The sequence below is a fragment of the Kitasatospora sp. NPDC004669 genome (genome assembly GCF_040609455.1).
In the GTDB taxonomy this organism is placed as follows: domain Bacteria; phylum Actinomycetota; class Actinomycetes; order Streptomycetales; family Streptomycetaceae; genus Kitasatospora.
The window spans coordinates 13674-38371 of the sequence record NZ_JBEXKB010000023.1; the positions used below are offsets into that span (position 1 = coordinate 13674).

Here is a 24698-nt window from a genome sequence, read left to right on the forward strand (position 1 = left end):
GATGTCCGAGGCCCCCGAGACCAGCCCCGCCACCTCCCGCCGCTCCCTGCTCTGCGGGGCCGCGGCCGCACTGGCGGTCGGCGGCACCGTGGCGCTCACCGGCTGCAGCTCCTCCTCCGGCTCCTCCGGCTCCTCCGACTCCAGCAGCGCCCCCAAGGGCCCGGTGGACCTCGGCCCGGCCTCGGCGATCCCGGAGGGCGGCGGCAAGGTCTTCCGCGAGCAGAAGATCGTGGTCACCCAACCGACCGCCGGCCAGTACAAGGCCTTCAGCGCCAAGTGCACCCACGCCGGCTGCATCGTGGACCAGGTCAAGAAGGAGCAGATCCAGTGCCCCTGCCACGGCAGCCGGTTCGGCATCGCCGACGGCGCGGTGCAGGACGGACCGGCGCCCAGCCCGCTGCCCGCCTACACCGTCACGGTCGAGGGTGGGAACCTCAAGGTCACCCCGAGCTGAAGCAGTTGAGCTCCTCTCGATTGATCTTGTCCCCACGGCCCCGACCGCACTCGGTACGGTGGACTCATGGCTGACCCGAGCACCTACCGCCCGGCGCCGGGCGCGATCCCGACCTCCCCGGGCGTCTACAAGTTCCGCGACGCCCACGGCCGGGTCATCTACGTCGGCAAGGCCAAGAGCCTGCGGCCGCGCCTGTCGTCCTACTTCCAGGACTTGGCCGGCCTGCACCCGCGCACCGCGACCATGGTCACCACCGCCGCCTCGGTGGAGTGGACCGTGGTCGACACCGAGGTCGAGGCGCTCCAGCTGGAGTACTCCTGGATCAAGGAGTTCGACCCGCGGTTCAACGTCAAGTACCGCGACGACAAGAGCTATCCGGAACTCGCCGTCACCCTCAACGAGGAGTACCCGCGGGTCCAGGTGATGCGTGGGGCGCACAAGAAGGGCGTGCGCTACTTCGGCCCGTACGGGCACGCCTGGGCGATCCGCGAGACGGTCGACCTGCTGCTGCGCGTCTTCCCCGTCCGCACCTGCTCCAACGGCGTGTTCAAGCGCGCCCGACAGGTCGGCCGCCCCTGCCTGCTGGGCTACATCGGCAAGTGCGCCGCGCCCTGCGTCGGCAAGGTCTCGGCGGACGAACACCGGGCGCTGGCCGAGGACTTCTGCGACTTCATGGCCGGACGCACCGGCAACTACCTGCGCCGGCTGGAAGAGCAGATGCAGGAGGCGGCCGCCGAGATGGAGTACGAGAAGGCGGCCCGGCTGCGGGACGACATCGGCGCCCTCAAGCGCGCGATGGAGAAGAACGCCATCGTGCTCGCCGACGCCACCGACGCCGACCTGCTGGCCCTCGCCGAGGACGAACTCGAGGCCGCCGTGCAGATCTTCCACGTCCGCGGCGGTCGGGTGCGCGGCCAGCGCGGCTGGGTCACCGACAAGGTCGAGGACGTCGACACCGCCGGCCTGGTCGAGCACGCCCTCCAGCAGCTCTACGGCGGCGCCACCGCGGATGAACGCAGTGAATCGGTCCCGCGCGAGGTGCTGGTCCCCGCCCTGCCCGAACCGGCCGCCCCGATAAAGGAGTGGCTGAGCGAGCTGCGCGGCAGCCAGGTCGACCTGCGCATCCCGCAGCGCGGCGACAAGAAGGACCTGATGGCCACCGTGCAGCGCAACGCCCAGCAGGCGCTGGCGCTGCACAAGACCAAGCGTGCCTCCGACCTGACCACCCGCAGCCGCGCCCTGCAGGAGATCGCCGACGCGCTGGAGCTGGACTCCGTCCCGCTGCGCATCGAGTGCTACGACATCTCCCACCTCCAGGGCGAGGACGTGGTCGCCTCGATGGTCGTCTTCGAGGACGGCCTGGCCCGCAAGAGCGAGTACCGGCGCTTCCAGATCAAGGGTTTCGAGGGCCAGGACGACGTCCGCTCGATGCACGAGGTGATCAGCCGTCGCTTCCGCCGCTACCTCCAGGAGCGCGAGCAGACCGGCGAGTGGGCCGTCCCCGAGGAGGACCGGCCCGCCACCCCCGAGCTCGGCAGTGGCACCGTTGCCCGGGACGAGGAGGGCCGCCCCAAGCGCTTCGCCTACCCGCCGCAGCTGCTGGTGGTCGACGGCGGCCAGCCGCAGGTCGCCGCGGCCAAGCGGGCCCTGGACGAGCTCGGCATCGACGACGTCGCGCTGTGCGGCCTGGCCAAGCGCCTGGAGGAGGTCTGGCTGCCCGGCGAGGACGACCCGGTCGTGCTGCCGCGCTCCAGCGAGGGCCTCTACCTGCTCCAGCGGGTCCGCGACGAGGCCCACCGCTTCGCGATCGGCTATCAGCGCAACAAGCGTTCCAAGCGACTCACCGCCGGGGAACTGGACTCCGTCCCGGGCCTCGGCGAGACTCGCCGCCAGGCGCTGCTCAAGCACTTCGGCTCGCTGAAGAAGCTCCGGGCCGCCACCGTCGACGAACTCTGCGCGGTACCCGGTATCGGACGCCGCACCGCGGAGACCGTTGCGGCAGCGTTGTCGTCCCGTACACCCGCCGCTCCCGCGGTCAACACCGCGACCGGCGAGATCATCGAGGACGGGGCCGACCAGGCCGCCGGGCCGGTGGCCGCAGCACCCCAGACCGCACCATCCCAGGAGACGCCATGACGGCCGACGCCGCCCGTCTGTCGGCGCGCCCCGACCCCGCCCGCCTGTCCGGGACGGGGAAGGGCGGTCGTGCCGTGCGCGTTCTCCCCAGCAGAAAGACCGAGAGCGGGGAACCGAAGTGACCGTGTCAGACGTGGCCGAGAACGCGCCGGAGCTGGTGATCATCTCCGGCATGTCCGGAGCCGGCCGCTCCACCGCCGCGAAGTGCCTGGAGGACCTCGGCTGGTTCGTGGTGGACAACCTGCCGCCGGCCCTGATCCCCACCATGGTCGACCTGGGCGCCCGTTCCCAGGGCAACGTCGCCCGGATCGGCGTGGTCGTGGACGTCCGCGGCCGCCAGTTCTTCGACGACCTGCTCACCTCGCTGGACGAGCTGGAGAAGCGCGGCGTCCGCCTCCGGGTGGTCTTCCTCGACTCCTCCGACGAGGCCCTGGTGCGCCGCTTCGAGAGCGTGCGCCGCCCGCACCCGCTGCAGGCCGACGGCCGGATCGTGGACGGCATCGCCCAGGAGCGCGACCTGCTGCGCGACCTGCGCGGCGAGGCCGACCTGGTGATCGACACCTCCAACCTCAACGTGCACCAGCTGCGCGCCAAGCTGGACGCCCAGTTCGCCGACCACGACGAGCCCGAGCTGCGCGCCACCGTGATGTCCTTCGGCTTCAAGTACGGCCTGCCGGTCGACGCCGACCTCGTGGTGGACTGCCGCTTCCTGCCCAACCCGCACTGGGTGCCCGAGCTTCGGGCCCGTACCGGCACCGACGCGGACGTCGCCGACTACGTGTTCCAGCAGCCCGGTGCCAACGAGTTCCTGAACGGTTATGCCGAGCTGCTCCGGATCGTTACCGAGGGCTACCGGCGGGAGGGGAAGCGCTACATGACGCTTGCCGTAGGCTGCACCGGTGGCAAGCACCGCAGCGTCGCCATGTCCGAGCGTCTGACCAAGCGTCTCATCGCCGACGGAGTCGAGACGGTGCTCGTCCACCGTGACATGGGACGGGAGTAACCGCCGCTTTCCCTGCCGGGCCCCCGGCGGAGCCGGTGGCGGGGCCGAGGAACGCGAGGTGAGTGTGGCGGGATACGTGCCCGGGCGACAGCCGCAGAGCAGGGCCGGCGAACGGGCGGGCAGCCCGACGCCGGGCCGTCCGCGCAGTAGTCCCGCCCGGGCCAATCCGGCTCCCCGGATCACCGCGCTCGGCGGCGGCCAGGGCCTGTCCGCCTCGCTGTCCGCGTTGCGCCGGCTCACCAGCGACCTCACCGCCGTGGTCACCGTCGCCGACGACGGCGGCTCCAGCGGTCGGCTGCGCGAGGAGCTGGGCGTGCTGCCGCCGGGGGACCTGCGCAAGGCGCTGGCCGCGCTGTGCGGGGACGACGACTGGGGCCGCACCTGGTCCGAGGTGATCCAGCAGCGTTTCACCGGCAACGGTGAGCTGGGCGGGCACGCGGTCGGCAACCTCCTGATCGTCGCGCTCTGGGAGAAGCTCGGCGACCCGGTGGCGGCGCTGGACTGGGTCGGCCGGCTGCTGAACGTCCAGGGCCGGGTGCTGCCGATGTCGGCGGTGCCGCTGGACATCGAGGCGAGCGTGCGCGGCCACGACCCGGCCCGCCCGGCCGAGGTCACGGCCGTGCGCGGCCAGGCCAGCGTGGCGGTCACCCCCGGCACCGTGCAGTCGATCCGGCTGCTGCCGGACGAGCCGCCGGCCGTCCCGGAGGCGGTCACGGCGGTCCGGGAGGCGGACTGGGTGGTGCTCGGGCCCGGCTCCTGGTTCACCAGCGTGCTGCCGCACCTGCTGGTGCCCGAGCTGGCCAAGGCACTGACCGAGACCCGCGCCCGCCGTCTGCTCACCCTCAACCTGGCCCCGCAGCCCGGGGAGACCGAGGGCTTCACCCCGCAGCGTCACCTGGAGGTCATCGCCGACCACGCTCCGCAGCTCGCCGTGGATGCGATCCTGGTGGACGAGCGCGCCGTCACGGGCGGTGCCTTCGGCCAGGCGGACCTGGCCGGTCTGGAGAAGGCCGCCGAACGGATGGGTGCCGCTCTGGTGCTCGGCACGGTGGCCCGTACCGACGGCACCCCGCGACACGACCCGGAGCTGTTGGCGGCCGCGTACGACCGGATTTTCCGGACACATGGAAGGATCGGGCCATGGCGATGACTCCAGCGGTGAAGGACGAGATCAGCCGGCTCCCGGTCACCCGGGCCTGCTGTCGCAAGGCGGAGGTGTCGGCGATCCTGCGGTTCGCGGGCGGACTGCACATCGTGAGCGGCCGCATCGTGATCGAGGCGGAGCTCGACACCGGGGCGGCGGCGCGCCGGCTGCGCAAGGACCTCCTGGAGATCTTCGGGCACTCCTCCGACCTCGTGGTGATGGCCCCGGGCGGACTGCGACGCGGCAGCCGCTTCGTCGTCCGGGTGGTCAAGGACGGCGAGCTGCTCGCGCGCCAGACCGGCCTCGTGGACGGGCGCGGGCGCCCGATCCGAGGTCTGCCCCCGGCGGTCGTCTCCGGCGCCACCTGCGATGCCGAGGCGGCCTGGCGCGGGGCCTTCCTGGCGCACGGCTCGCTCACCGAGCCGGGCCGCTCCTCCTCGCTGGAGATCACCTGCCCCGGCTCCGAGGCCGCCCTCGCCCTGGTCGGCGCGGCCCGCAGGCTCGGCATCCCGGCCAAGGCCCGCGAGGTGCGCGGCGTGGACCGGGTGGTGATCCGTGACGGCGACGCGATCGGCGCGCTGCTGACCCGCCTCGGTGCGCACGAGTCGGTGCTCGCCTGGGAGGAGCGCCGGATGCGGCGCGAGGTCCGGGCCACCGCCAACCGCCTGGCCAACTTCGACGACGCCAACCTGCGCCGCTCGGCCCGCGCCGCGGTCGCGGCCGGCGCCCGGGTGCAGCGCGCGCTGGAGATCCTCGGCGAGGAGGTGCCCGAGCATCTGGCCGCGGCCGGCCAGCTGCGGATGCAGCACAAGCAGGCCTCGCTGGAGGAGCTGGGCGCGCTCGCCGACCCGCCCCTGACCAAGGACGCGGTGGCCGGCCGGATCCGCCGACTGCTGGCGATGGCCGACAAGCGCGCCGCCGAGCTCGGCCTGCCGAGCACCGAGGCCAATCTGACCGACGAGATGGCGCTCAACTGACGGTCACGCTCCGTGAGCGCCGCCCCGAGCGCGCTGGAGACGAGTGGGCGAGTAACAGTGGCCGGTGTCCGGATGACGGACACCGGCCGCGGTCGTTTTCGGGCCGGCCCGGAACTCCCGAATTGGTAGAGACCAATGGCCCGGGACCAACTGCCCGCCGGGCCAAGGCCGGACGGCCTGAAATCGGGTTTACCGTGCGCCACGCCCAGTCTCACGAGGTGGCGCGATGTGCCCTCCCCGCGCCCGGAGGGGTAGGGTCATAGGCGGTCGGGGACTTCCCAAATCTCACCCCCGTCGGCTTCGCGCCGGCGTACCTAACGAGGAGATCGGTTCGTGACGATCCGGGTAGGCATCAACGGCTTCGGCCGCATCGGCCGCAACTTCTTCCGGGCGGTCAAGGCCCAGGGCGCTGACATCGAGATCGTCGGTGTCAACGACCTCACCGACACGAAGACCCTGGCTCACCTGCTCAAGTACGACACCACCCTGGGCACCTTCCCGGGCGAGGTCTCGCACACCGAGGACAGCATCACCGTCGACGGCCACACCTTCAAGGTGACTGCCGAGCGTGACCCCGCCAACCTGCCGTGGGCCGAGCTGGGCGCCGACATCGTCGTCGAGTCCACCGGCATCTTCACCAAGGCCGAGGCCGCGAAGAAGCACCTCGCCGCCGGCGCGAAGAAGGTCATCATCTCGGCGCCCGCCACCGACGAGGACGTCACCATCGTCCTGGGTGTGAACGACGACAAGTACGACGCCGCCAAGCACGACATCATCTCCAACGCCTCCTGCACCACCAACTGCGTGGCGCCGATGGCCAAGGTGCTGAACGAGAGCTTCGGCATCGTCAAGGGTCTGATGACCACCGTCCACGCGTTCACCAACGACCAGGTGACCCTGGACTTCCCGCACAAGGACCTGCGCCGCGCCCGCGCCGCGTCGCAGAACATCATCCCGACCTCGACCGGTGCCGCCAAGGCGACCGCCCTGGTCCTGCCGGAGCTGAAGGGCAAGCTGGACGGCACCTCGCTGCGCGTCCCGGTCCCGACCGGCTCCATCACGGACCTGGTCGTCACCCTGGAGCGTGAGGTCACCAAGGACGAGGTCAACGCGGCCTTCCAGAAGGCCTCGCAGGAGGGCCCGCTCAAGGGCATCCTGGCCTACACCGAGGACCCGATCGTCTCGTCGGACATCGTCAACGACCCGGCCTCCTGCATCTTCGACTCCAGCCTGACCATGGTCCAGGGCAACCAGGTCAAGGTGCTCGGCTGGTACGACAACGAGTGGGGTTACTCGAACCGCGTCGTCGACCTGGTCGCCCTCGTCGGTGGACAGCTCTGACGCAGTGGGAGCTGACGTGATGTAGGGGCGAGGGCCCGGACGGCGAAACTGAGCCGACCGGGCCCTCGCTCTGCGTACAAGGACTTCTCAGGCGGCCCCTGCGCCGTGCCGCCTCTGCGCATCAACCATCTCCCCGGGAGACCGAAGAACCAGTGAAGACCATCGAAGACCTGGACGTCGCCGGCAAGCGCGTCTTCGTGCGCGCCGACCTGAACGTCCCGCTGGACGGCGAGACGATCACCGACGACGGCCGGATCCGCGCCGTCGCGCCGACCATCGCCAAGCTCCTTGAGCGCGGCGCCAAGGTCGTCGTCGCCTCCCACCTCGGCCGCCCCAAGGGCGAGCCGGACCCGAAGTTCTCGCTCGCCCCGGCGGCCGAGCGTCTCGGCGAGATCCTCGGCAAGAGCGTCGCATTCGCCACCGACACCGTGGGCGAGAGCGCCGCGGCCGCCGTGGCCGCGCTGGCCGACGGCGAGGTCGCGCTGCTGGAGAACCTGCGCTTCAACGCCGGCGAGACCAGCAAGGACGACGCCGAGCGCAAGGCCTTCGCCGAGCAGCTGGCCGTCCTGGCCGACCTGTACGTGGGCGACGGCTTCGGCGCCGTGCACCGCAAGCACGCCTCGGTCTACGACCTGCCCGAGCTCCTGCCGCACGCGGCCGGCGACCTGATCGCCACCGAGGTCGGTGTGCTGAAGAAGCTCACCGAGGACGTCGCGCGCCCCTACGTGGTCGTGCTCGGCGGGGCCAAGGTCTCGGACAAGCTCGGTGTGATCGACAACCTGCTGAAGAAGGCCGACCGGATCCTGATCGGCGGCGGCATGGCGTACACCTTCCTCGCGGCCAAGGGCCACGAGGTCGGCATCTCGCTGCTGCAGGCGGACCAGAAGCCGAAGTGCCTGGAGTACCTGGCCGAGGCCGAGAAGCGGGGCGTCGAGTTCGTCCTGCCCATGGACGTCCTGGTCTCCGCCGAGTTCCCGGACCTCAAGGGCAAGACCCCGGCCAACCCGGACACCGTCGCCGCGGACGCGATCCCGGCCGACAAGGAGGGCCTGGACATCGGCCCGAAGACCCGCGAGCTGTACGCGGCGAAGCTGGCCGACGCCGGCACCGTGTTCTGGAACGGCCCGATGGGCGTCTTCGAGCACCCGGACTACGCGAACGGCACCAAGGCCGTCGCGCAGGCCCTGATCGACAGCAGCGCGTTCACCGTGGTCGGCGGCGGCGACTCCGCCGCGGCCGTCCGCACCCTGGGCTTCGACGAGAACGCGTTCGGACACATCTCGACCGGCGGCGGCGCGAGCCTTGAGTACCTGGAGGGCAAGACCCTCCCCGGTCTCGCCGCTCTGGAGGACTGAAACCACATGACCGACCGTCTCCCGCTGATGGCGGGCAACTGGAAGATGAACCTCAACCACCTTGAGGCCATCCAGCACACCCAGAAGCTGGCGTTCGCGCTGGCCGACAAGGACTACGAGGCCGTCGAGGTCGCCGTCCTGGTGCCGTTCACCGACCTGCGTTCGGTGCAGACCCTGGTCTTCGGCGACAAGCTGAAGATCAAGTACGGCTCGCAGGACATCTCGCAGCACGACGGCGGCGCCTACACGGGCGAGGTCTCCGGCCCGATGCTGGCCAAGCTCCAGTGCACCTACGCGGTGATCGGCCACTCGGAGCGCCGCCAGTACCACGGCGAGAACGAGGAGATCGTCAACGCCAAGGTGAAGGCCGCCTACCGGGCCGGGGTCACCCCGATCCTGTGCATCGGCGAGCCGCTGGACATCCGCAAGGCCGGCACCCACGTCGAGTACACCCTGGCCCAGTTGGACGGCGCGCTGGAGGGCATCCCGGCCCACCAGGCCGAGTCCATCGTGGTCGCGTACGAGCCGGTCTGGGCGATCGGCACCGGCGAGGTGGCCACCCCGGAGGACGCGCAGGAGGTCTGCGCCGCCATCCGCAAGCGGATCGCCGAGCTGTACGACGCCGAGCTGGCCGACAAGGTCCGCGTGCTGTACGGCGGTTCGGTGAAGTCGTCGAGCGCGGCCGGTCTGATGGCCAAGCCCGACATCGACGGCGGCCTGATCGGCGGTGCCTCGCTGGACGCCGACGAGTTCGTCAAGATCGTGCGCTACCGTCAGCAGGCAGTAGGCTAACGCCGCCGCAGCAACGTAGGCTTTGGGGCCGGACCGCCGTACGCGGCCCGGCCCCTTCGCCGAAGATACGAGAGAGTTGGTCCCGTCGTGGTTCTCGGGTTCTCGATTGCCCTGATCATCTTCAGTCTGTTGATGGTCCTGCTGGTGCTGCTGCACAAGGGGAAGGGCGGCGGCCTGTCGGACATGTTCGGCGGTGGCGCGATGTCGACCGGCGGCGGGTCGGCGGTGGCCGAGCGCAACCTGGACCGCATCACCATCGTGGTCGGCCTCGGCTGGTTCGTCTGCATCATCGTGCTGGGCTTGGTCCTCAAGTTCAAGAACCAGGCCTGACACAACCCTGACGCCCCGTCGCCCGAGCGCCTATCCTGGGACGGTCGGGGGCGGAGGCGATGGTGGCGGAGGCTTAAGTCCTGCTTACACTAGGACGACTTTCGCCACCGACGCGGACCGCGGCGGGTCGGCGCACCAGCACGCAGGGAGTCAGACCGTGGCAAGTGGCAACGCCATCCGTGGCAGCAGGGTCGGGGCCGGCCCGATGGGGGAGGCGGAGCGCGGCGAGTCCGCCCCGCGCAGCCGGATCTCCTTCTGGTGCGCCAACAAGCACGAGACCCGGCCCAGCTTCGCCGCCGAGGCCGTCATCCCGGACACCTGGGACTGCCCGCGCTGCGGCTTCCCGGCCGGGCAGGACGAGCACAACCCGCCGGCGCCCTCGCGCAACGAGCCGTACAAGACCCACCTCGCCTACGTCCGTGAGCGGCGCACCGACGCCGACGGCGAGGCGATCCTCGCCGAGGCGCTGGCCAAGCTGCGCGGCGAGATCTGACAGCGCGAGCGAGCCGAAGGGGCGCGCCGGTGCCGAAAGGGAGAAGCGACTAGCGAGGTACGAGCGCCGGAGCGCCGACCGTCGGCATCGGGTCGGAAGCGCCCCGGAGGCGAGCCGAGCGCCAAAAAGGGGCGCCACCGTCGAGTGACGGTGGCGCCCTTCGGCGTTCGCGGCTGCTACGCCGAGGCCGGCGGGTACAGCTGCGGCGGGATCCGCTCCGCGGCGGCGCGGTCCAGCAGCCACAGGGTGCGGCTGCGGCCGCGCGCTCCGGAGGCGGGCGCCTGGAGCTCGCCGGGGCCGGACAGGGCCAGCGCGACCGCCCTCGCCTTGTCCTCGCCGGCGGCCAACAGCCAGACCTCGCGGGCCGCCCGGATCGCCGGGAGGGTGAGCGAGATCCGGGTCGGCGGGGGCTTGGGGGCCCCGCGCACGCCGACCACGGTCAGCTCGGTCTCCCGCACACCCGGGTGCTCCGGGAAGAGCGAGGCGACGTGGGTGTCCGGGCCGACGCCGAGCAGCAGCACGTCGAAGGCCGGGACGCCGAGCCGGTCGCCCGGCCCGGCGGCCTTCGCCAGCTCCTCCGCGTAGCGGGCGGCGGCTGACTCCACGTCCGAGCCGTCCACCTCGTCCGAGGCGGGCATCTCGTGCACCCGCGCCGGGTCGAGCGGGACGGCGTCCAGCAGCTCGGCGCGGGCCTGGACGGCGTTGCGGTCCGGGTCGGCGGCGGGCACGAAGCGCTCGTCGCCCCACCACAGGTCCAGCCGGCCCCAGTCGACCGCGTCGCGCGCCGGGGAGGCGGCGATCGCGGCCAGCAGGGCGTTGCCGTTGCGCCCGCCGGTGAGCACCACCGAGGCGGTGCCGCGGGCGGCCTGGGCGTCCACGATCCGGGTGATCAGCCGGGCTGCGGCCGCCTGGGCCATCAGCTCCTTGTCCCGGTGGACGACCAGCTGCGGGGGCGTGGCGGTCATGCGCTCCCCTTGGCGGCGCGCTTGCCCGGGGCCTTCTTCGCGGCCTTCTCCGCACCGTCGGCGGTCACCGGGGAGGGGTTGGCCACCGCGGCGTCGGTGACGGCCTGGGCGGCCTGCTCGGCCGCCGTCGGCTCGGCGCCCGCCGGCTCGCGCAGCCGCTCGACGGGCGTGCGCACGGCCGTCGCGTAGATGTCGTCCGGGTCCAGCCGGCGCAGCTCCTCGGCGATCAGCTCCGAGGTCTCGCGCCGCTTGAGCGCCACCTGGCGGTCCGGCGAGCCGGGCATGGAGAGCGTGCCCATGAGGCCGTCCGGGCGGTCCAGGGTGATGTCCCCGTCCTTGGTGCGCAGGTGCACCGCGGTGATGCCCGGGCCGCCGGTGACGACCCGCTCGACCGGCACGTGCAGCCGGTTGGTCAGCCAGAGGCCGAGCAGCTCGACGCTGGGGTTGTAGGACTCGCCCTCGACCGCCGCGGAGGTGATCCGGGACGGCCGCTGGTCCAGTGCGGCGGCCAGCATCGAGCGCCAGCCGGTGATCCGGGTCCAGGCCAGGTCGGTGTCGCCCGGGGTGTAGCTCTCGGCCCGCTGGGCGAGCTGGCCGACCGGGGACTCGGCGGTGACCGCGTCGGTGATCCGGCGCTGGGCGAGCGAGCCCAGCGGGTCCTGCGCCGGGTGCAGCGGCGCGTTGTCCGGCCACCAGACGACGGTCGGGGCGTCCGGCAGCAGCAGCGGCAGGACCACCGACTGGGCGTGCGCGACGAGTTCGCCGTGCATGCGCAGGATGACCGTCTCGCCTGAGCCGGCGTCCGAGCCGACCAGGATCTCGGCGTCCAGGCGGGTCTCGGCGCGGGCCCGGGGCGAGCGCCCGGCGCGCTTGATCACCGCGAGGGTGCGCATCGGGTGCTCGCGGGAGGCGTCGTTGGCGGCCTTGAGGGCGTCGTAGGCGCTGCCCTCGTCGGTCACGATCACCAGGGTGAGCACCATGCCGGCGGCGGTGGAGCCGCTGGTCCGGCGCGCCTCCATCAGCGCGGCGTTGATCTTGCTGGACGTCGTGTTGGTGAGGTCGATCTTCATGGCCGGCGCCAGCTCCTGCCGTCTCGTGCGAGCATCTCGTCCGCCTCGGCGGGGCCCCAGGTGCCCGCCGCGTACTGGGCCGGCTTGCCGTGGGAGTCCCAGTACCTCTCGATCGGGTCGAGGATCTGCCAGGAGAGCTCGACCTCCTGGTGGCGCGGGAACAGGTTGGCGTCGCCGAGCAGCACGTCGAGGATGAGCCGCTCGTACGCCTCCGGGCTGGACTCGGTGAAGGACTCGCCGTAGGCGAAGTCCATCGTGACGTCCCGGACCTCGAAGGAGGTGCCCGGCACCTTGGAGCCGAACCGCACCGTCACGCCCTCGTCCGGCTGGACCCGGATGACCAGGGCGTTCTGCCCCAGCTCCTCGGTCGCGTAGGAGTCGAACGGCAGGTACGGGGCGCGCTGGAAGACCACCGCGATCTCGGTGACCCGGCGGCCCAGCCGCTTGCCGGTGCGCAGGTAGAACGGGACGCCCGCCCAGCGGCGGTTGTTGATCTCCAGCTTGATGGCCGCGTAGGTGTCGGTCTTGGAGTCGGGGTTGATGCCGTCCTCGTCCAGGTAGCCGACGACCTCCTCGCCGCCCTGCCAGCCGGCCGCGTACTGGCCGCGCACGGTGTGCTGACCGAGGTCGGCCGGGAGCTTGACGGCGTTGAGCACCTTGAGCTTCTCGGCCACCAGCGCCTTCGGGTGGAAGGACGCCGGCTCCTCGATGGCGGTGAGCGCCATCAGCTGCAGCAGGTGGTTCTGGATGACGTCACGGGCGGAGCCGATGCCGTCGTAGTAGCCGGCCCGGCCGCCGATGCCGATGTCCTCGGCCATGGTGATCTGCACGTGGTCGACGTACGACCGGTTCCAGATCGGCTCGAACATCTGGTTGGCGAAGCGCAGCGCCAGGATGTTCTGGACCGTCTCCTTGCCCAGGTAGTGGTCGATCCGGAAGACCTCGTCCCGGGGGAAGACCTCGTGGACGACCTTGTTGAGCTCCTGCGCGCTCTCCAGGTCGTGGCCGAAGGGCTTCTCGATGACGGCGCGGCGCCAGGAGCCCTGCGGCGGGTCGGCCAGGCCGTGCTTCTTGAGCTGCTGGACGACGGTGGGGAAGAACTTCGGCGGGACGGACAGGTAGAAGGCGAAGTTGCCGCCGGTGCCCTGGGCCTTGTCGAGCTCCTCGATGGTGGCGCGGAGCTTGTCGAAGGCCTCGTCGTCGTCGAAGGTGCCCTGGACGAAGCGCATGCCCTTGGCGAGCTGCTGCCAGACCTCCTCCCGGAACGGCGTCCGGGCGTGCTCCTTGACCGCGTCGTGCACGATCTGGGCGAAGTCCTCGTCCTCCCAGTCGCGGCGGGCGAAGCCGACCAGGGAGAAGCCTGGCGGCAGCAGGCCGCGGTTGGCCAGGTCGTAGATCGCCGGCATCAGCTTCTTGCGGGACAGGTCGCCGGTGACCCCGAAGATGACCAGGCCGGACGGCCCCGCGATGCGCGGGAGCCGCCGGTCGGAGGGGTCACGAAGCGGGTTGACGGGGGCGCGCGGGAGGTCGTCCGCGTCCGATTCCGGAGTCAACTCAGGGAAATCAGTGCTCACTTGATGGGCTCCGCTTTCGTGCGTTGGCTGTGAGCAGGGGTTACTTCTGGTCGGCGAAGGACGCGAGCGAGGCGGTGACGGTGTCGAGCAGTTCCTTCCAGGACTGCTCGAACTTCTCCACGCCCTCGTCCTCCAGGACCTGGACCACGTCGTCGTAGTCCACGCCGGCGGCCGCGATGGCGTCCAGGACGGCCTTGGCGTCGGCGTAGTTCGGGACGATGGTGTTGCCGGTGACGACGCCGTGGTCGCCGGTGGCGTCCAGGGTGGCCTCGGGCATCGTGTTCACCGTGCCGGGGGCGACCAGCTCGGTGACGTACAGGGTGTCCGGCAGGGCCGGGTCCTTGACGCCGGTGGAGGCCCAGAGCGGGCGCTGCGGCTTGGCGCCGGCGGCCTCCAAGGCCTTCCAGCGGGCGCTGCCGTCGGTCTTGCCGTCGACCGAGCCGAAGACCTCCTCGTACGCCTGGTAGGCGAGGCGGGCGTTGGCCAGGGCGGCCTTGGAGCGCAGGTCCTTGGCGTCGCCGCCGATCTTGTCCAGGCGCTTGTCGATCTCGGTGTCCACGCGGGACACGAAGAAGGAGGCGACCGACTCGATCTGGGAGAGGTCCAGGCCCTTGGCCTTGGCGGCCTCCAGACCGGTCAGGTAGGCGTCCATGACGGCCTTGTAGCGGTCCAGGGAGAAGATCAGCGTGACGTTGACGCTGATGCCCAGACCGATGACCTCGCTGATGGCGGGCAGGCCGGCCTTGGTGGCGGGGATCTTGATGAAGACGTTCGGGCGGTCGACCAGCCACCACAGCTGCTTGGCCTCGGCCACGGTGGGGGCGGTCTCGTGCGCCAGGCGCGGGTCGACCTCGATGGAGACCCGGCCGTCGCGGCCGTTGGAGGCGTCGTAGACCGGGCGCAGCACGTCGGCGGCGTCGCGCACGTCCGAGGTGGTGATCATGCGGATCGCCTCGTCGGTGGTGACCTTGCGGACCGCGAGGTCGCGCAGCTGGCCGTCGTAGGAGGTGTCGCCGCTGCCGGCGATGGCCTTCTGGAAGATGGTCGGGTTGGTGGTGACGCCCACCACGTGCTTGTTCTGCACCAGCTCGGCCAGGTTGCCGGAGTTCAGCCGCGTGCGGCTGAGGTCGTCCAGCCAGATCGCAACGCCTTCGTCGCTGAGGCGCTTCAGTGCGTCAGTCATGGTGCTTCAGTCCTTCGTCTTCTTCTGCTTCGTGGGGTAGTCAGAGGGGCCGGGCCGTCGACGTGCGGGTCTCGGGCCCGGCCGCGGGAACAGCTAGCGGTTGACGGCTTCGAGGGAGCGCAGGGCGTTGTGGGCCTCGGCCACCACGCGCTCGGCGGTCAGGCCGAACTCCTCGAACAGCACCTTGTAGTCGGCGGAGGCACCGAAGTGCTCCAGCGAGACGATCCGGCCGTGGTCGCCGACCAGCTCGCGCCAGCCCTGGGCGATGCCGGCCTCGACCGAGACGCGGGCCTTGACGGACGGCGGCAGCACGCTGTCGCGGTAGGCCTGGTCCTGCTCCTGGAACCACTCGAAGGACGGGACCGAGACCACGCGGGTGGCGATGCCCTCGGCCTCCAGGGCCTCGCGGGCCTGGACGGCCAGCTGGACCTCGGAGCCGGTGCCCAGCAGGATCACCTGCGGGTCGCCGTTGGAGGCCTCGGCCAGGATGTAGCCGCCCTTCGCGGTGCCTTCGGCGGAGGCGTAGACCTCGCGGTCGAAGGTCGGGACGTTCTGGCGGGTGAGCGCCAGGCCGACCGGGCCGGGGTGGGTGGTCTGGCGCTCGATGACGGTGCGCCAGGCGACGGCGGTCTCGTTGGCGTCGGCCGGGCGGACCATGGCCAGGCCCGGGATGGCGCGCAGCGAGGCCATGTGCTCGACCGGCTGGTGGGTCGGGCCGTCCTCGCCGAGGCCGATCGAGTCGTGCGTCCAGACGTAGGTGACCGGCAGCTTCATCAGTGCGGCCAGGCGGACGGCCGGGCGCATGTAGTCGGCGAAGACCAGGAAGGTGCCGCCGTAGACGCGGGTCTTGCCGTGCAGCGCGATGCCGTTCATGGTCGAGCCCATGGCGTGCTCGCGGATGCCGAAGTGGATCGTCCGGCCGTACGGGCCGGCGGACTTCAGCGGGTTGCCCTCGGGGAGGAAGGAGCTGTCCTCGTCGATGGTGGTGAGGTTGGACTCCGCGAGGTCGGCCGAGCCGCCCCACAGCTCCGGGATCACCGCGCCGAGCGCCTTGAGGGTCTCGCCGGAGGCCTTGCGGGTGGCGACGTCCTTGCCGGCCGGGAAGGAGGGGACGGCCTTCTTCCAGCCCTCGGGCAGCTCGCCGGCCTGGATGCGGTCGAACTCGGCGCCGCGCTGCGGGTTGGCGGCGCGCCAGGCGTCGAAGGACTGCTGCCACTGGTCGCGGGCGGCCTTGCCGCGCTTGATGACGAGGCGGGCGTGCTCGATGACCTGGTCGCTGACCTCGAAGGTCTTCTCCGGGTCGAAGCCCAGGACCTTCTTGGTGGCGGCGATCTCCTCGGCGCCGAGCGCGGAGCCGTGCGCCTTGGCGGTGTCCTGGGCGTTCGGGGCCGGCCAGGCGATGATGGTGCGCATCGCGATGATCGACGGGCGGGAGGTCTCGGCCTTGGCGGCGGCCAGCGCCCCGGCGAGGGCCTCGACGTCGATGTCGCCGTTGGCCTTCGGGGTCACCCGCTGGACGTGCCAGCCGTAGGCCTCGTAGCGCTTGAGGACGTCCTCGGAGAAGGCGGTCTCGGTGTCGCCCTCGATCGAGATGTGGTTGTCGTCGTACAGGGCGACCAGGTTGCCCAGCTTCTGGTGGCCGGCCAGCGAGGAGGCCTCGGCGGAGATGCCCTCCTCCAGGTCGCCGTCGGAGACGATGGCCCAGATGGTGTGGTCGAAGGGGGACTCGCCGGCCGGGGCCTCCGGGTCGAACAGGCCGCGCTCGTAGCGGGTGGCCATCGCCATGCCGACCGCGTTGGCGATGCCCTGGCCGAGCGGGCCGGTGGTGGTCTCGACGCCGGCGGTGTGGCCGTGCTCGGGGTGGCCGGGGGTGCGGCTGCCGCCCACGCGGAAGGCCTTGAGGTCGTCCAGCTCCAGGCCGTAACCCGAGAGGTACAGCTGGGTGTAGAGGGTCAGGCTGGTGTGCCCGGGGGAGAGGACGAAGCGGTCGCGGCCGGCCCAGGCCGGGTCGGTCGGGTCGTGGCGCAGGAAGCGCTGGAAGATCAGGTACGCCGCGGGGGCCAGCGACATGGCCGTCCCGGGGTGTCCGTTGCCGACCTTCTGGACAGCGTCCATGGCCAGGACGCGCGCCGTGTCAACCGTGCGCTCGTCCAGTTCCGTCCACTCGAATGCGTTCGTCGGCGCAGTGCTCACCCTGTCTCAGGGCTCCTTCCATTGTGAAGAGTGACCCCGTGAATGGGGACCGGGTCGGCCACGGCGCTGTGGTCCCGACTGTGGGTGGTGCCGGTCACGGAGGGTAGATCCCGCTTCTGCGTGGGAGCCTACCGTCCGGCCCGGGGCTCACCCTCCGTGCCGAGACAACCGGGATTTCCGCATGGCGATTCCCACTAGGGCGTTCTGACTGATTTTGTCCCAGGCTCTCCCGATTCGCCGCCCGATGCCATCCCGGTGGTCGAGACGGGTCGCGAGGGCGCGCCGGAGTCGTTTCGTGGCATCACCCAGTCGGTTCACTCACGGGTGTGCCATCCGCCTCGCCGGGGGACCCCGGAGCCGGATGGGATATATGGAGCGTCTATGGTGGCGTGGTACGCGCAGAGCGGACGATTCGGGACCCTTCGTTCCTGTGGACGCCTGCGAGGATTCATCTTCAGTTGGGGTGTTAGTGACCGCCGTCGAAACCCGTCCCGCCGGGGTCACCGGGGCGACGCCTGCGCATCACCGGCCGATCGGAGCCCGTGTCGGCGCCTTCGTCGCACTGACCAAGCCTCGGATCATCGAGCTGCTGCTGATGAGCACCGTGCCGGTGATGTTCCTGGCCCAGCAGGGTGTGCCGAACATGCTGCTGGTGCTGAAGGTCGTGGTCGGCGGCTACCTCTCGGCGGGCGGCGCCAACGCCCTCAACATGTACATCGACCGGGACATCGACGCGCTGATGTCCCGTACCGAGCGGCGGCCGATCGTCACCGGGATGGTGTCGCCGCGCGAGGCGCTGGTGTTCGGCGTCGCGCTCGCGGTCGTCTCCACCCTGCTGCTGGGCTTCGGTGTCAACTGGCTCTCCGCCGGGCTGGCGCTGGGCGCCCTGCTGTTCTACGTGTTCGTCTACACGCTGGGGCTCAAGCGGCGCACCTCGCAGAACATCGTCTGGGGCGGCATCGCCGGCTGCATGCCGGTGCTGATCGGCTGGTCCTCGGTCACCGACTCGGTGTCCTGGGCCGCGGTCGCGCTGTTCCTGGTGGTGTTCTTCTGGACCCCGCCGCACACCTGGGTGCTGTCGATGAAGGTGCGCGACGACTACCTGCGCGCGGGCGTGCCGATGCTGCCGGTGGTCAAGGGCAACGTCGCGGTGGGCAAGCAGGTCGTCGCCTACTCCTGGGTGATGGTGGCGACCTCGCTGGCGGTGTGGCCGCTGGGGCACATGAGCTGGCTGTACCCGGTCGCCGCGGTGGTGCTCGGCGCGGCGTGGCTGCGCGAGGCGCACGCGCTGTACGGGCGGGCCAAGGCCGGGATCGTGGGCGCCAAGCTCAAGGAGATGCGGCTGTTCCACTGGTCGATCACCTACCTGTCGCTGCTGTTCGTGGTCTGCGCGATCGACCCGTTCGTGAAGTAAGGCTGAAGCGCGAGAGAGCCCCCGGTCCGGGACCGGGGGCTCTCTCGCGTCCGGGGGCACTTTCGAGTTCTTGAACCGTCTCAGCGGGCGGGCAGCTCCGAGGGGCCGACGTGGCCGTCCAGCCAGTCCTTGAGCGGCTGGGAGGCGCGCAGGAAGGCGGTGATCCGGGTGTAGGCGCTGCGGCTGCCCAGCCACTTCGCGGGCGCCCACTCCTGCCAGGCCACCAGGCCCTTGTGGCGCAGCAGCTCGATCCTCGGGTGGTCCTTGGGGAAGCCGCGCGGGGCGGACTTGAGGGAGTCCCGGCCGAATATTTGGGGCCCGTCCTTCTCCACCGCGGCGATCACCCGCTCCAGCTCGGCGCCGCTGACGTCCTCGGCGACGGCGGCGCGGTAGCGCTCCAGCTGGTCCGTGGCGAGCCGGTACATGCCGTTGCCGCAGGCGAGTCCGTCGGCGGAGAACTGGATGTAGCCGCCGGTCTCCAGGTGCGCGCCGATGTGCGTCTTGTACGGGGACTTGTCGGCGCTGAAGCGGATGTCGCGGTTCGGGCGGAAGATCTTCGCCGGACCGAACTCCGGCTCCAGATCGGCGAGCAACAGCTCCATCGGGGCCCGTACGGCGTCGTCGTACTGCTCCTTGTGGGCCTGCCAGAAGGTCTTGGAATTGTCGGCCTCCAGGTGCTCGTAGAAGTCGAGCGCCTCGGCCGGCCAGCCAGAGAAGGTCACGCCTCCAGTATGTGGCCCGGTGCACAGGCCACTCCCGTCGCCAGGGCGTCTACCGGTGGGTAGCATGCGAGCATGAGCGCAGAGACCGCCACCGCCGCCGCGCCGGACGCCCGTACCGAGCGCCGCGCCAAGCGCATCGCCAAGCACCTGACCAGCTTCGCCCAGCAGCACGGCGGCAGCGCCGACGCGGTCGTCGAGTACGTCGGCGCCGCGGCCACCCGGATCGTGGTGGTCGGCGCGGACGGCGCCTGGGGCGACCAGGTGGCCCCCAGCTACGCCGTCGGCCGCCGGGCCGCTGAGCTGGCCGGGCTGACCCTGCACGACGACTTCGAGGGCGAGCTGGGCCTCAAGGTCAAGACCGGCGCGTACGAGTGGAAGCGGATGGCCGGGATCCAGCTCGGCGGCTGACCGCTCCCGGTAGAACGCCGACGGCCCGGCTCCTCCGTTCGGGGGAGCCGGGCCGTTGTCTTCAGATGGGCAGGTTCCAGCCTGGCCCGTCCTCGTGTCCGATCCACACGCGTTGTCCCGAGCCCGAGACGGTAATCCCAAAGCCCTCCTGGTGCGGCTGGCCTGCCTCCTGCCAGGCTTCGACGGCACTTTCCACCTGGTCCCAGAGTCGGAGCGGGCCGCGCTGGAGCACGGTCCACCCGCCTGCCGGGTTGGGCAGGGTCCGGGCCTGTGATCCCGTGGCCACATCCCAGAGGATCTGCTGCCCGCCCGCTCCCATCCGCTCGGCCGAGGGCGCTGCGAGTTGCGCGACCCAGTTGCCGGTCCAGGTGCCGATGATCTCGGGGTCGATCCGGGTCGGGCGTTCGTCTCCGGGCAGCAGCGACAGGCTTTGGCGGGGCGGCCGGTCGTGCGGGCGGGCGATCATGAAACTGGTGTAGCCGGGCAGGAACCGGCCGGTGGCCTCTCCGGGGCCGGTCACGACCAGCAGCGCGAGACCGAAGCCGTAGGACCAGCCGGACAGCGTGACCAGGATCCGGCCTCCTGGCCTCACCTGGTGCAGCCACGGAAGCGGGACGTAGCGGACCGAACAGGTGGCGATGAGCCGGTCGTACTGGCCCCCGTCCGGGTCACCGAGCAGCCCGTCTCCGATGATCAGTCGCGGGGAGTACCCGGCCGCCTTGATGGCGGCGGCGGCAGCCTCGCCCACCTGCGGGTCGTATTCGATGCTGGTGAGGTTGGAGTCGCCGAGTCGGTGCGCGCCGAGGGCGGTCGAGTAGCCGGTTCCGGTTCCGATCTCCAGGACCCGGTGCCCGGCCTCGGTGCCGAGCTGGTGCCACATGCGCAGGACCAGGGACGGCAGGGTGGACGATGAAGACGGGGTCCCGGTCGCGGTGCTGCTGCCGGTCACGTCCTCGGGGCGGGTCCGCCCGTCGAGCTGAGTGATCAGTGTTTCGTTCGCGTAGACGCGCTCCAGCCATCCGGGCTCGTCCTTGTGGGCGGGCCGGTAGGCGGTCGGGTTGCTTCCCGGAACCGGCACGAAGAAGGACCCGACGAACAGTTCCCGGGGGACCGCCCTGGCAGCGTCCTCCCATGCCGGGTCGGTGATCTTGTCATCCCCGGTGAGGCTGTCCACCAGGGCTGCGCGGAGCTGAGCCGATGTGCTCATGAGTCGGGACCTCTCTCCAACTGGTCGGCAATGGCATGGGCGATCGCGGCAGTGGTTTCGGCGGGCTGCCACGCCCACTGGCCTTTGGGGTTGCACTCAAGGAAGTACCAGTCACCGCTGGCAGTCACGGCGAAGTCGAACGCACCGAAGGTCAGACGGAGTTCGGCGAGGTAGGCGGTGATCGCGCGTGCGACCGAATCGGGTACCTCGATCGGTGCACACGTCATCAGGTCCTGCCGGTGGCGCCAGTCGAGATCGGGGCTGTCGATCCGGACCCCGAACAGTCTGTCGCCAACGGCGGTGACCCGTACGTCGAAGGCCTTGCCCACCTTGGCTTGGAACATGTGCGGGCAGACGGACACGGCGTCGATGATCTCGGCCGGGTCGACTTCCCGTACCCACACCGTTTGTGCGGCGCCGTCTTCGGTGCGGTAGCGGCTGTCCCACAGCGGTTTGTAGACGGCTCTGCCGGGTTGGTCGGTGCAGAATCGACGTGCTTCGCCGGGGTCGGTGGTGATGACCGTGTTCGGGACCAGGAACCCGGTCCGGCTCGCCACGGTGAGCTGTGCGGGCTTGTACTCCGCATTGCGGATGTGCCACGGGTGATTGACGTAGTGGGCCCTGGGAAGCGATGCGATGACGCCGCCGGAGCCCCAGAATGCCTGCGCGCTGGCGAACTTCGCCGTGTGCTCGTTCAGCCCCGGGGGCGCCTCGTAGGCCGAGGGCCGGCGGACCCAGACCGATCGCACGCGGGTGAGGTCGAGTTCCCGGCTCGACGTGCGGAGGGCGCCCCGCTGCTCGCCCGTGCGGTAGTAGGCGGTCAGCGAGGCACCTTCGAGCAGATCGACACCGAGGTCGACCCGGACGACCGGGACTCGGCGGTCAGACAGGATGCGCAGAACCACGTCGGCTGTTACGTCGTAGGTGTTGGTCAGGACCAGGACGGCGGCTCGGTGTCGATCCGGTGTCATGTCAGCCCGTGCCCTGGTCCTGGTCGTTCGCGGGCATGCTGTCCATGTCGGTGGGCGCATTCTGCTGCCCGCTCTGGCCGTCGCCGCCGCCCGTGTTCGTGGGCGTACTGGTCTCGGTACTGGTGCCGTGCGCGCCCATCTCGACCGTGCGGCCGTGCTCGTCCACGAACACGGCGATCTGCGTTTCGGGGTCGATCACAGGCGTGAGGGCGGGGATCGGACAGGACTCGGGGTACGGCCCCATGCGAGTGGTGCCCCACGGTGCGGTGGTCATCTGGACTGTTCCTCCTTGGGCATGGTGGTTGAGGAGAGGATCAACAACCCGGCAGGCTGGCCGAGTTGCGGGGTGATCCCGCCCGCGCCGCCGGCCCGGCGGCGCGGGCGGGAGTTCAGTGGGAGCGGTTGATCAGCACCAGGGCCGCGACGACGACGTGCAGCCCGGCAGCGGCGGACACCCCGTAGGCAGCCCAGACCCGCGCGGGATCGGGGATGGATGGCTGCGGCGCATCGTCGGAGTCGTAACCGTCCTCCGGCGGTTGCCAGTTCACCGGGAGATCGGCGCGGGCGTCGCGAGGTCGGCGTGGACGACCTTCCCGAACGGGAGCGGCGTGACGCCCCAGCGGCCGTGAGTGAGCCGGTGGACCATCGCCAGACCCCGGCCGGACGTGGCGTCGAGCCCGGCCTGGATCATCACGGGCATCGATCGGGAACCGTCACCGACGAGGATGCGGACGATCCGGTCGGTCGGACGGCGGACGGCAACGACCATGCGCGTCTGGCAGCCGGTCTTGACGGAGTTGGTGGCCAGCTCGCTGACGATCACGGCGGCGTCGTCCACCAAGTCGTCCAGCCCCCACTCCCGCAGCTTCGCCACGACGAGCCGGCGCGCCGCAGTCACCGATTCGGGATGGTAGGGCAGGCATGCGGTTGCCGGCGTGGTGAGTCGACCGGCAGCAGGCACTGATGCTTCCCCGGTGTTGTCGATCACGCGAGTTGGCACTGCAGTGGGTTGAGGCATCGGACTGGCTCCCGTAGATGGATCAGGGCGGCTGATCCTCATTCAAGGCCGCGTCGATGTCCCAGGAGACTCCGAGCAGGTGACTCCAAAACGGAGTCAGGACAGGCTCCATGAGCCTACGATCGATACGCATTGTGAAGGGAGATGCGCGATGGGTGTTCAGTCGGGCCTGCATGAGGTGGTTGCAGGTCTGCTCCAGGACCAGCGTCTACTGAGAGCATGTGAGGCCCGCGACATGGGCGCCGTGTTCCGGCTCCTCAACGCGCGCGGTGTCAGTACCCGGCGCATTGCCGCGGCCGTGGAGATCAGCCAAGGGCGGCTGTACGACTACATGAATGGCAAGACCAGGGTCGAGAAGTTGGCGCTGTTCGAGCAGATTGCCGATGCCTTCCACATCCCCGGAGAGTTACTTGGTCTTGCCCGCAGACCCTGGGAACCAGATCTGGCTTCCGAGTCCCCACCGCCTGCACTGGCTCCCCCGGAGACTGACGGCGGCGGCGACCTGGCCACTGTGGAGGCCTTTCGTCGTGCAGATCGGCAGGCGGGAGGTGGACGACTGTACTCGGCTGTGGTTCACCATCTCTCGGGCCAGGTGGCGCCGCGTCTGGTTGATGTCGCGAGCAGCCCACACGTCTTCGCTGCCGCTGCTGCGCTCACCGAGATGGCAGGTTGGATGGCCCACGACTCCGGCCGTGACGACCTTGCCGCTCGGCATTTCGCTCGTGCGCTTCCTCTCGCGCGTGCCTCCGGTGATCTGCCGTTGACGGCGCACGTGGCAGCCAGCACCAGCCATCTGTCCCTCCAGACTGGCGATCCGGCGAAGGCCGTGCACTGGGCCAATGTCGGTATTGAATTGGTCGGCCGGGGCCCGCACTTGCCAGGCCTCATGGCTCGGCTGAACACCATGCTGGCCCGAGCGCTGGCAGCCTCCCTGCATTACGGTCCGGCAGCGCAGGCGCTCGATCACGCTCATGCCGCTCTAGTGGGCGGAGCTGATGACGAGCATCCGTGGTTGAGCCCGTTCGACGCCGCCACCCTTGCCGGCGAGTCGGCACTGGCGTTCAGTGACCTCGGCCGGCCGAAGGAGGCTCTTCGCTACGGGGAGCAAGCTGTCGCACTGCGGGAGGAAGGTCGTGCACGTTCGCTCACCTTCAGCCGCATCACCCTTGCCCGTATCCATGCCGATTGCGGCGACTTGGATGCCGCAATCGGCGTTGGAACCGAGCTTCTCGGCACCAGCCCGACGCTCGGGTCCGTCCGGGTCGTTCATCAGATGGATGACCTCCGTGAACTCCTCGGAAGGCACCGCGACTACGGCCCGGTCTGTGAGTACCTGGCACGATTGGATGAGGCGCGCAGAGCCCGACAGCTCTTGCTCGCTGACATCATCCCGTTGCCTCGGGGAGGTCCAACGTGAGGCCTGTGCCTACCGATACCGAAGCCTGGAACGCCTACCTCGCCGAGGGCAATGCGAGGCAAGCCCGCAAGCGCGTCTCGGCGGACGTGATCCTGCGCGACCGGGCTGGTCGTGTCCTGGCGGTCAACCCGACCTACAAGGAGGGTTGGGACCTTCCCGGCGGGATGGCGGAGGCGAACGAGTCACCGGACACGGCTGCTGTGCGGGAACTGCGTGAGGAACTGGGCCTGGAGATCACCATCCATCGCCTGCTGGTTGTGGACTGGGTTGCACCGCACGGCCCGTGGGACGACCAGATCGCGTTCATCTTCGACGCGGGAACCCTCTCACCTGCTCGGGTCGCGAGGGTTTGCCCACACGACGACGAACTGTCCGAGGCTGTCTTCCTCCCTGTACCGGAGGTTGCCGACCGACTGCAGATCCGCCAGCGGAACCGGTTGAACGCCGCTGTCAGGGCAATCGCAGACGGTGGCACACGATATCTGCGAGACGGGATAGAGGCATGGTGATGGAGCCACCGCATGAGGAGGG

Annotated in this window: 25 protein-coding genes; 14 read left to right on the forward strand and 11 right to left on the reverse strand. The window is 70.4% G+C overall.

What is annotated here, in order from left to right; genetic code table 11:
• Position 1 precedes the first annotated feature (1 nt).
• The 10 genes from ABZW30_RS20445 to ABZW30_RS20490 all read left to right on the forward strand — a co-directional run bounded on the left by ABZW30_RS20445 (position 2) and on the right by ABZW30_RS20490 (position 10025).
• Positions 2-454, forward strand: coding sequence for a Rieske (2Fe-2S) protein (locus tag ABZW30_RS20445; RefSeq protein ID WP_355672546.1), 453 nt, complete (start codon positions 2-4; stop codon positions 452-454).
• Between the two features lie 66 nt (positions 455-520).
• Positions 521-2590, forward strand: coding sequence for an excinuclease ABC subunit UvrC (uvrC, locus tag ABZW30_RS20450; RefSeq protein WP_355672547.1), 2070 nt, complete (start codon positions 521-523; stop codon positions 2588-2590).
• 118 nt (positions 2591-2708) lie between these two features.
• Positions 2709-3593, forward strand: a complete 885-nt coding sequence (gene rapZ, locus ABZW30_RS20455; RefSeq protein ID WP_270143324.1) for an RNase adapter RapZ — start codon at positions 2709-2711, stop codon at positions 3591-3593.
• Positions 3594-3771: 178 nt separating this feature from the next.
• Positions 3772-4743: a uridine diphosphate-N-acetylglucosamine-binding protein YvcK gene (yvcK, locus tag ABZW30_RS20460; protein ID WP_355672646.1), complete on the forward strand. Its 972-nt coding sequence runs from the start codon at positions 3772-3774 to the stop codon at positions 4741-4743.
• The gene (gene whiA / locus ABZW30_RS20465) at positions 4734-5714 is read left to right on the forward strand and encodes a DNA-binding protein WhiA (protein WP_188308910.1); all 981 of its coding nucleotides are present in this window, start codon (positions 4734-4736) and stop codon (positions 5712-5714) included. Before yvcK ends, whiA begins: the two co-directional genes overlap by 10 nt.
• Before the next feature lie 333 nt (positions 5715-6047).
• Positions 6048-7055: a type I glyceraldehyde-3-phosphate dehydrogenase gene (gene gap, locus ABZW30_RS20470; protein WP_355672548.1), complete on the forward strand. Its 1008-nt coding sequence runs from the start codon at positions 6048-6050 to the stop codon at positions 7053-7055.
• A gap of 152 nt (positions 7056-7207) precedes the next feature.
• Positions 7208-8410 (forward strand): phosphoglycerate kinase, encoded by a 1203-nt coding sequence (locus tag ABZW30_RS20475; protein ID WP_355672549.1) that lies wholly within the window; start codon positions 7208-7210, stop codon positions 8408-8410.
• Between the two features lie 6 nt (positions 8411-8416).
• The gene (tpiA, locus tag ABZW30_RS20480; protein WP_355672550.1) at positions 8417-9202 is read left to right on the forward strand and encodes a triose-phosphate isomerase; all 786 of its coding nucleotides are present in this window, start codon (positions 8417-8419) and stop codon (positions 9200-9202) included.
• A gap of 87 nt (positions 9203-9289) precedes the next feature.
• Positions 9290-9532 (forward strand): preprotein translocase subunit SecG, encoded by a 243-nt coding sequence (secG, locus tag ABZW30_RS20485; RefSeq protein ID WP_355672551.1) that lies wholly within the window; start codon positions 9290-9292, stop codon positions 9530-9532.
• Between the two features lie 157 nt (positions 9533-9689).
• Entirely contained in the window at positions 9690-10025 is a 336-nt protein-coding gene (locus ABZW30_RS20490; protein WP_033353465.1) for an RNA polymerase-binding protein RbpA, read from the forward strand.
• 176 nt (positions 10026-10201) lie between these two features.
• Here ABZW30_RS20490 and pgl read toward each other — a convergent pair whose 3' ends face one another.
• From pgl to tkt, 5 genes are all read right to left on the reverse strand, one after another.
• A complete protein-coding gene (pgl, locus tag ABZW30_RS20495; protein ID WP_355672552.1) occupies positions 10202-10990 on the reverse strand; it encodes a 6-phosphogluconolactonase in 789 nt (262 codons plus the stop codon).
• Positions 10987-12060 (reverse strand): glucose-6-phosphate dehydrogenase assembly protein OpcA, encoded by a 1074-nt coding sequence (gene opcA, locus ABZW30_RS20500; protein ID WP_355672553.1) that lies wholly within the window; start codon positions 12058-12060, stop codon positions 10987-10989. The genes pgl and opcA overlap by 4 nt, the downstream gene beginning before the upstream one ends.
• A complete protein-coding gene (gene zwf, locus ABZW30_RS20505) occupies positions 12057-13613 on the reverse strand; it encodes a glucose-6-phosphate dehydrogenase (RefSeq protein WP_355672647.1) in 1557 nt (518 codons plus the stop codon). Before zwf ends, opcA begins: the two co-directional genes overlap by 4 nt.
• A gap of 61 nt (positions 13614-13674) precedes the next feature.
• Positions 13675-14817: a transaldolase gene (gene tal, locus ABZW30_RS20510; protein ID WP_355672554.1), complete on the reverse strand. Its 1143-nt coding sequence runs from the start codon at positions 14815-14817 to the stop codon at positions 13675-13677.
• Between the two features lie 93 nt (positions 14818-14910).
• Entirely contained in the window at positions 14911-17010 is a 2100-nt protein-coding gene (gene tkt, locus ABZW30_RS20515; protein WP_355672555.1) for a transketolase, read from the reverse strand.
• A gap of 463 nt (positions 17011-17473) precedes the next feature.
• Between tkt and ABZW30_RS20520 the strand changes: the two genes are divergently transcribed.
• On the forward strand, positions 17474-18424 hold the full coding sequence (locus ABZW30_RS20520; RefSeq protein ID WP_355672556.1) for a heme o synthase: 951 nt from the start codon (positions 17474-17476) through the stop codon (positions 18422-18424).
• Positions 18425-18504: 80 nt separating this feature from the next.
• Here ABZW30_RS20520 and ABZW30_RS20525 read toward each other — a convergent pair whose 3' ends face one another.
• Complete coding sequence (locus tag ABZW30_RS20525; RefSeq protein WP_355672557.1) at positions 18505-19146, reverse strand: DUF2461 domain-containing protein; 642 nt, start codon at positions 19144-19146, stop codon at positions 18505-18507.
• Between the two features lie 72 nt (positions 19147-19218).
• Here ABZW30_RS20525 and ABZW30_RS20530 point away from each other — a divergent pair, with 72 nt between their 5' ends.
• Positions 19219-19554 (forward strand): hypothetical protein, encoded by a 336-nt coding sequence (locus tag ABZW30_RS20530; RefSeq protein WP_355672558.1) that lies wholly within the window; start codon positions 19219-19221, stop codon positions 19552-19554.
• A 61-nt stretch (positions 19555-19615) separates the two neighbouring features.
• Here the strand turns inward: ABZW30_RS20530 and tgmC are convergent, their stop codons facing one another.
• The 5 genes from tgmC to ABZW30_RS20555 form a co-directional block, all read right to left on the reverse strand.
• Entirely contained in the window at positions 19616-20761 is a 1146-nt protein-coding gene (gene tgmC / locus ABZW30_RS20535) for an ATP-grasp peptide maturase system methyltransferase (RefSeq protein ID WP_355672559.1), read from the reverse strand.
• The gene (gene tgmB / locus ABZW30_RS20540; protein WP_355672560.1) at positions 20758-21792 is read right to left on the reverse strand and encodes an ATP-grasp ribosomal peptide maturase; all 1035 of its coding nucleotides are present in this window, start codon (positions 21790-21792) and stop codon (positions 20758-20760) included. Before tgmB ends, tgmC begins: the two co-directional genes overlap by 4 nt.
• Complete coding sequence (tgmA, locus tag ABZW30_RS20545) at positions 21734-22006, reverse strand: putative ATP-grasp-modified RiPP (RefSeq protein ID WP_355672561.1); 273 nt, start codon at positions 22004-22006, stop codon at positions 21734-21736. The genes tgmB and tgmA overlap by 59 nt, the downstream gene beginning before the upstream one ends.
• Positions 22007-22121: 115 nt before the next feature.
• Entirely contained in the window at positions 22122-22280 is a 159-nt protein-coding gene (locus ABZW30_RS20550; RefSeq protein ID WP_355672562.1) for a hypothetical protein, read from the reverse strand.
• Positions 22277-22720 carry an ATP-binding protein gene (locus ABZW30_RS20555; protein ID WP_355672563.1) on the reverse strand — a complete coding sequence of 148 codons (444 nt, stop codon included), beginning with the start codon at positions 22718-22720 and terminating at the stop codon, positions 22277-22279. The genes ABZW30_RS20550 and ABZW30_RS20555 overlap by 4 nt, the downstream gene beginning before the upstream one ends.
• Before the next feature lie 181 nt (positions 22721-22901).
• On the opposite strand from ABZW30_RS20555, the gene ABZW30_RS20560 reads away from it, so the two are divergent.
• Positions 22902-24167, forward strand: a complete 1266-nt coding sequence (locus tag ABZW30_RS20560; protein ID WP_355672564.1) for a helix-turn-helix transcriptional regulator — start codon at positions 22902-22904, stop codon at positions 24165-24167.
• A complete protein-coding gene (locus ABZW30_RS20565; RefSeq protein ID WP_355672565.1) occupies positions 24164-24676 on the forward strand; it encodes an NUDIX hydrolase in 513 nt (170 codons plus the stop codon). Before ABZW30_RS20560 ends, ABZW30_RS20565 begins: the two co-directional genes overlap by 4 nt.
• Positions 24677-24698 lie beyond the last annotated feature (22 nt).